Origin of the sequence: Macellibacteroides sp., from assembly GCF_050251695.1 — a bacterium.
GTDB lineage: Bacteria > Bacteroidota > Bacteroidia > Bacteroidales > Tannerellaceae > Macellibacteroides > Macellibacteroides fermentans.
On record NZ_JBFWMI010000118.1, the window covers coordinates 1 to 7,244 of the forward strand.

The 7,244-nt window shown below is 39.8% G+C and carries 3 protein-coding genes; all 3 read right to left on the bottom strand.

Going from position 1 to position 7,244, the window contains the following annotated elements; genetic code table 11:
* Nucleotides 1-202: 202 nt before the first annotated feature.
* Nucleotides 203-2,602 (bottom strand): alpha/beta hydrolase family protein, encoded by a 2,400-nt coding sequence (locus AB7E53_RS13345; protein ID WP_446776211.1) that lies wholly within the window; start codon nucleotides 2,600-2,602, stop codon nucleotides 203-205.
* Nucleotides 2,603-2,689: 87 nt separating this feature from the next.
* Complete coding sequence (locus AB7E53_RS13350) at nucleotides 2,690-4,183, bottom strand: RagB/SusD family nutrient uptake outer membrane protein (protein ID WP_446776213.1); 1,494 nt, start codon at nucleotides 4,181-4,183, stop codon at nucleotides 2,690-2,692.
* Between the two features lie 29 nt (nucleotides 4,184-4,212).
* Nucleotides 4,213-7,244, bottom strand: a 3,032-nt coding sequence (locus AB7E53_RS13355) for a SusC/RagA family TonB-linked outer membrane protein (RefSeq protein WP_446776215.1), incomplete at its 5' end; no start/stop codon positions are given.

Below are 7,244 nucleotides of genomic sequence, written 5' to 3' on the forward strand. Positions count from 1 at the left end.
AAATGTATAAGATTTTCAATTGTAATTGTTAATTTGACTTTTTAATTAGTTGTATTTAATAGTTTTTGCAGTTTGTTGTCAATTAGCCCTGTTTATGGGTATGTAACGTTAATTTTTATGTATCCTTATCACAAATAAAACTCGCCCTTATACATAGACACATGCATAAGGGCGAATTCCGTTGTTATACTAATTCTTGATGTTATTTTACATATTTCTCAAGCCACGAGTCTGTTTCGTATAGCATGTGAAGTATGTTTTCTTTGGCAGAATATCCATGACTTTCCAGAGGCAGAACAACATAGCGAACTGTAGCTCCGTGCCCTTTCAATGCTTGAAAAAAACGTTCGGATTGGATTGGAAAAGTACCGCTATTGTTATCGAGTTCACCGTGGATCAATAATAAAGCACCATTCAGTTTATCTGCATACATAAATGGCGACATCGCATTATAAACCTCCGGAGCCTGCCAATACGTACGTGTTTCGGCCTGAAAACCAAAAGGAGTTAATGTTCGGTTGTAAGCACCACTTCTTGCAATTCCTGCTTTAAATAAATTAGTATGTACCAATAGATTGGCTGTCATGAAAGCTCCGTATGAATGTCCTCCTACAGCAAGTCTGGAAGTATCGCCAACTCCCATTTCGTGTATAACCTTTGCAGCAGCTTCTGCATTCATTACAAGTTGTTCGGTGAAGTTGTCATTTGGTTCTACACCATTGCCACCTACAATGGGCATTTCTACATTGTCCATTACGCAATAGCCTTTTTTAACCCAAAAAATGGGCGATCCGTAGCTTATGCTTGTAAAGGTGTATTTCGAACCTCTTACCTGTGCGGCATCCGATGCTGATTTGTACTCACGTGGATACGCCCACATAATTACAGGAAGTCTCCCGTCTTTTTCCTTGCTGTATCCGGCCGGAAGATAAACGGTTGCTGTCAGATCTACTCCATCCTCTCTTTTGTAGCGGATCTGTTCTTTACTTACCCCTTTCATGCTGGGGTAAGGATTCGGAAAGTTGGTCAACTGTTTAACTTTATTGGACTTAATTTGTCTGATAAAGAAATTAACAGGTTCTGTTATTGATTGTCTTGCAGTGATGATCTCTAGTTTTACGGGATCTTTAATACGGGAAATCGTTTCGTAATAAGGTGCTTTACACCTCCAAAGAATAGTGTTTTTCTTTTTCGTAATATCGTAAAGACTCAGGTAAGGCATATTCCCTTCGGGTGATGCACCGTCCGAAAGCAACAAAAGCTGATTGTTCTTCTTATTAGTATAAAGCACATATTTGTCATACTGATTTTTTACTACATGCGGTCTGCCTGGATTATTGTAGTTATCATCGCGTGAGAATTCAAAAAGAGGTACCGGATCTTTATCCGATCCGGGCTTAAAACAGGATGTCTTAACCAGACGTGTTGCAGCAGATGATTCGGTTATAAGTGCCAGAGAATCATTTCCCCATTGAACTCCGTACGAACGGAGTTTGGTTTTAACTACTTCTTTTTTTACATCGGTAAAAGGAAAAGTCTGCTGATAAATTATGTCGGCATATTCGGTTTTGTTTTTCTTAGGGTCCCCGTTGTCCTGTGCCTCAGTCCAGAAAAGAGTAGCCGGTTTATCCGGTCTCCATCCAAAATTCCTTGGATAAGGAGAGGTAGTGTCATAACCCATAGCTGTGATAACTAAAGGTATTTCGGCGATTGTTTTAATAAGTTTACCATTTATGTCAGTTACAGATAACGTAGTGGGGAAATTACTTATGGGAACAATGTAAGAATAGGGTTTATGGGTTTTTTCAACTAAGAGCAATTCTTTATTGGGAGAGAGGGACACACTGGTAATAACACCTTTGATTCCGGTACTCAAACTCCCTTGGTTATTTATTTTTATTATTTCGGATGTAAAGTAGTAATCGAACAGCGATTCATCAAATTTATTTTTCAATAAATCCTGATAAGTACGCGCTGCCTGAGCTTTTCCACTATTTTCCTGTACGAGGGCTCCTTGTGGTACGGTGCTTCCAACAGGTGCGTTTCCGATGTTTTCGGGTATTGCCAATATTAATATTTCGTTATTATTAATCCAGAAAAGAGAGGTGCCGAAGCAGGCATTGATCTTTCTATTGCTAAGTTTTACTACTTTACTCTCAGTTGTTATACACTGATACAGATAAACTCCATCACCTTCTTTTACGAAAAAAATAATTTTATCAGATTGTGGCGACCAATTAATATTCAGGATGATTGACTGATCCGGGAACCCTTCAATAACTCTTTCAAGCTTAGTTTCCATGTTAACAAGGGTAACCCCTACATAACCGCGTTGCCGCGATTCGCTAAATGTTTCAGGATTGATGCGTATACCTGCAAGTCTTAATTCTGGTTGGGCAAGTTCACTTACCGAATAGTAAGGAGCCCGTTCAAGCTGAAGCATCCATTTGTAATCTTCACTGAAGTCAATTATGGGAGACAATTTTGCAAGAGCAATCTCTTTAATTTCTTTGGGAGGTTCCTGATAGGGCAGTTCCTGTGCATTTGCAATTACAGTACTTGCCAGAATAGTAGCAGATAAGAAGATGTTTTTTATTTTCATAGTCTATATGTTTTTAATAAAAAAGTACAGTATCCCGTATTAACGGGATATCTGTACTTTAAAGTGTGTATAAAATAGAAAAAAACACTATTCGTTTTGAGTCATTAACGGGTTAGCGTTTAATTCGTCTTGAGGAATCATATATTGCCATTCTTTTGACCCTGCAGGCTCAGACAGTTTAATTGCAATTGCTGCTTCGTGATTAGATCCTGTTCTGTCCAGCGGAAGATTCAATCGTTTAAGATCTGTAAATCTGAAGCCCTCTCCCCAAAGTTCCACACGGCGATGGATCATAATCTCTTCGGCAAGCTGTTCTTTGGTTGTACTGGAGGCTACATAAGATGGGTCGCGGGTGATGGCAAACTTTGTAAATGTGTTTTGAGCTTCTTCTACCTGTCCGCTACGCGCCAATGCTTCCGCTTTAATAAGATACATTTCGGCAAGCCTCATATAAGCGTAATCACCCACTGAATTTGAGGTGGCCTTTGCAGTAAACTTTCTGTTCTGATATTTATATTTCTTGTAAGTGGTTGCAGGCACAGCTGCAGTACCGGTTGGATCCCACCATTTTTTACGAATATCTGTGTTCGATATTTTATTATATAAAACAGAATTGATACATCTTGGTACAGCACGGATTGCCGATGCGTTAAAGTTCCACGACATATATGCATAGAATGAATAGAAATAGATTGTTTGATCATCCTGTGTATTGGCTGCCCACATCGCCTCGTCAGTATCGGTTAGGATTGTGGCAAAACCGCTCATAAGCTCTGTACTGTTCATAAGCTTATTTCCGTCAGCTTCGGCTGTTTTAATACTTAAATCGGCAAATTTAGCAGCTTCGGGGTAATTGCCCATAGTGAGTAGAACCCTTGCTTTTAGTCCGTAAGCAACTTTAAGCGAGAAATGAGTCGTTGCTTTAGCAGTATAGTTTTTTAGCAATTCAATCGCTTCGTCCAAATCTTCGTTTATAAACTGATAGCATTCCTCTACCGTGTTACGAGCCATACCATCTGTATTTGCTTCTTTGCGATAAGGTACGCCAAGTTGGGAGTTTGAACCTGCGGGATCGTATCTTTTAGCATACAATTGTACAAGATTAAAATGAGACCATGCACGAAAACATAAGGCTTCACCTTTTACTCCATCGTGTAGTTTTTGATCCGTAAGTTGAACTTTGTCAACATTTTGTAAGATCAAATTCGCATTAAGGATAAACTGATAGTAAATATAGAATGGATATTTGGTTGAAGTAGCATTGGGATTACGGTGGGATACCCATCTCAAATCACTTAAAAACCATGAATTTCCGGTGGAAGGATGCACTAAGTCATCTCCAAGCACATCGCGGTAAATATTCATTGAAGGTTCTCCTCCGCAACTTTGAGACGATAGGTATTGTCTAACCAGGGAGCGGTGAATTCCATTTAATGCAATGTAAAGATTGTCGAGAGATCCGGATACTATTGTTTCACTTACCTGATCTGTAGGTGATGTTTCCATATAGTCTTCACTACATCCAGAAAGTAAGACTGTGGATGCCATAAGCGCAATGGCTATATTTTTTATTTTTTTCATATTGTTGTCTTTTTATATTGGTTGTAAAATCAGAAGCTAACGTTTAATCCAAATGTCCATGAACGCGCCGGTATGTGAGCATTGTTTATTATACCGTTGTATGATTGCTGTGTATCCATACCTTGAAGGGCATTGATCAGGAATAAATTTTCTCCGCTGATTGAGACTCTGGCATTACGGATGCCTGTATTGCTATAGATGCTTTTTGGAATATTGTAGCCTAATGACAATGATTTCATGCTGATGAAATCGGAGCTGATCAACCAACGGTCGGACTGGGCATTAAAGTCGGACGATTTGCTGCCATCCAGACGAGGTGTGTTTGTAACATCACCGGCTTTCTGCCAGCGATTCTTTATGTCACTGTGCATTGCAGCACCATAAGCCCCAACAGACATCAGAGATTGATAGCTTGAATTGTATATTTTACCACCTAAAGCATACGAAAATACGGTTGTCAATTCAAATGCTTTGTATTTTACTCCCATATTGATACCACCGTATACATCTGGAATTGCGCTACCTGCATAATGGTATTTAGCTTTCGCCTGACTGGTTGTGAATTTTTCGTCGCCAATGATTCTTCCGTCGGTGTCTGACCATGTTTGAGCCGGAGTACCATCTTCTTTTACAGAGTCGTCAAATCGGTATAAAGCTGCTCCATCGTTAGGATCTACACCGGCATATTCTTTCAACCAATAATCGTAAATGGAACGGCCAACCATAATTTTCTTTGTTCCATCAATGATTTCTTTTTGTCCATCAGGTAATTTCTTAACCTCATTCTTTAGGAATGTAGCGTTTAGACCGATATTCCATCTCCAATCTTTGTTCTTTAGCAGAACGTAATCAAGCGTTACTTCCAATCCTTTATTGCTAACTTTTCCAATGTTTTCCCAGATAGATTCGGTTCCTGAAGATATAGGCTTCGGTACTTCAAACAGAAGATCTTTCGACTCTTTATTGAAAAACTCGACGGTACCGGTAAGTTTTTCAAACAAACCGAACTCGATTGCCGCATCATAAGATACCTGAGTTTCCCATTTTAAATTATTGTTTCCAAAAGAGTCGAAAAGGATACCTGCTTCGGTAGCGTTATTGTATCCCATTCCATATAATGTCTGGTAGGGGTAATATCCAATTCCGGCATCGTTACCGGTTTCTCCATAAGACGCGCGGAGTTTTAACTGGTCTACCCATTTCAGGTCTTTGATGAAACTTTCCTGATCCATTCTCCATGAAGCACCTAACGACCAGAAATTACCCCATCTTGAATCTTTGTGGAATCGGGAAGTTCCGTCACGTCTAAATGAGAACGATGCATAATACTTATCGTCGTAATTGTAGTTTAAACGGCCCAGATAACCCTCTTTCTTGTATGTATCAGTGTAAGAGGTTACTGAATTGATGGTTACGAAATTATCCATTTCATAGAGTCCGTCCAATACCTGACCTTGTCTCATGGCGTATGAATACTGATATTCGTATGAATAATTTTCGTGACCGATTAAAGCATCAACTGTATGTTTATCGAACGATTTAGCATAAGAAAGTAATTGGTTGAAGGTGTAGGTGGTACTTCTTGTGCTTTCAATACGCAGACGTCCGGCCGGAGCTCCGTCGCCAACCAGCTTGTTGTCGTATCCTGCGTTACGATAGTTTGTAGATTCAAGTGTTGCATTGATAGTTGCAGTAAGTCCGTCATATAGATTCAAATCCAGATAAGTGCGGGCATTGAGTCCGTCGCGGGTATATTTACGTTGATTCCAGTTTGTTTCGGCAACAATATGTCGTCCGGAATAAGCAGAACCTGCTCTAACGCTGCTATAGTCGTATTGTTTAGCTCCAGTTTCATCTAAAATATATTCACCTGTCGTTGTATCGTGCAAATAGACGGGGTAAATCGGGCCGATCCCGCGTGCAAACATAAATGGGTTGGCATAACCCGATGAGTTATCAGTTGCATTGGCTGTATTCGAAGTTGTACGGGTTCCGGCAATATTAAGACCTGTTTTAAACCATTTTACTGGGTAAACATTAACATTGGCTCTACCGGCAAAACGTTCAAAGTCCGATTTAATAACATATCCATTGTCTTCCAGATAAGAAACAGAAACGTAGGTGTCGCTTTTGTTCGTTTTATTGGTATAAGACAAATTGTATTCACCGCGATAACCAGTTCTTTCCATTTCATCGTACCAATCCAGGTCGTCGCCCCATAATAAGGTATTTGCCGAGGGATTTAATTTACCATCTGTACCTACAATCTCGTTATTTGCAACTCCTTTAAACGGATTGTACATCAAAAGACCGAAAATGTTTGCCGTTGCAGTCTGAGCTGCTTTTTCGGCTGTGTAACTATTAGCGGTCATGTATTGATTTTTAAGTTGTTCCCATTGCAAAGGGTAATAATCCATTACATTGATGCGGTTGTATTCCTTGATTGCCCTTTGAGAAAAACCTTGTGTGATTGATAAGTTTACTGCGGTATTTTCTTCTTTAGCTTTTTTCGTGGTAATTAAAATTACACCGTTTCCTGCGCTTGAACCATATAATGAAGTAGAAGCCGCATCTTTTAAAACAGTGATTGCTTCAATATCATTTGGATTGATATCTCCGATTGCTCCGTTGTAAATTGACCCGTCAACCACATAAAGAGGCGAATTTGATGCATTAACAGATCCAAAACCACGGATACGGATCGATGGAGAATCTCCTGGTTGTCCGCTGGCAGCTGCTACCTGAACACCCGGAGCGGCACCGTCTAATACAGAGGCTGCATTGGTTAAAGGTCTTATCTCTAGATCTTTCGATCCTATTGATGCTGCAGATCCGGTAAAAGAGGATTTTTTGGCTGTTCCGTAGGCTACAACAACGATTTCGTCTACCACTTTGGTGTCGCTTTTCAGAATAACCCTCATATTAGGTTTGGCGATTACTTCCTGAGTAAGCATACCAACATATGAGACTTGTAATACTGCCCCGCCAGAGGGAAGATTACGTAACAAAAATTTACCATCAGTGTCGGTTACAGTTCCTATTGTTGTTCCCTTTACCAAAA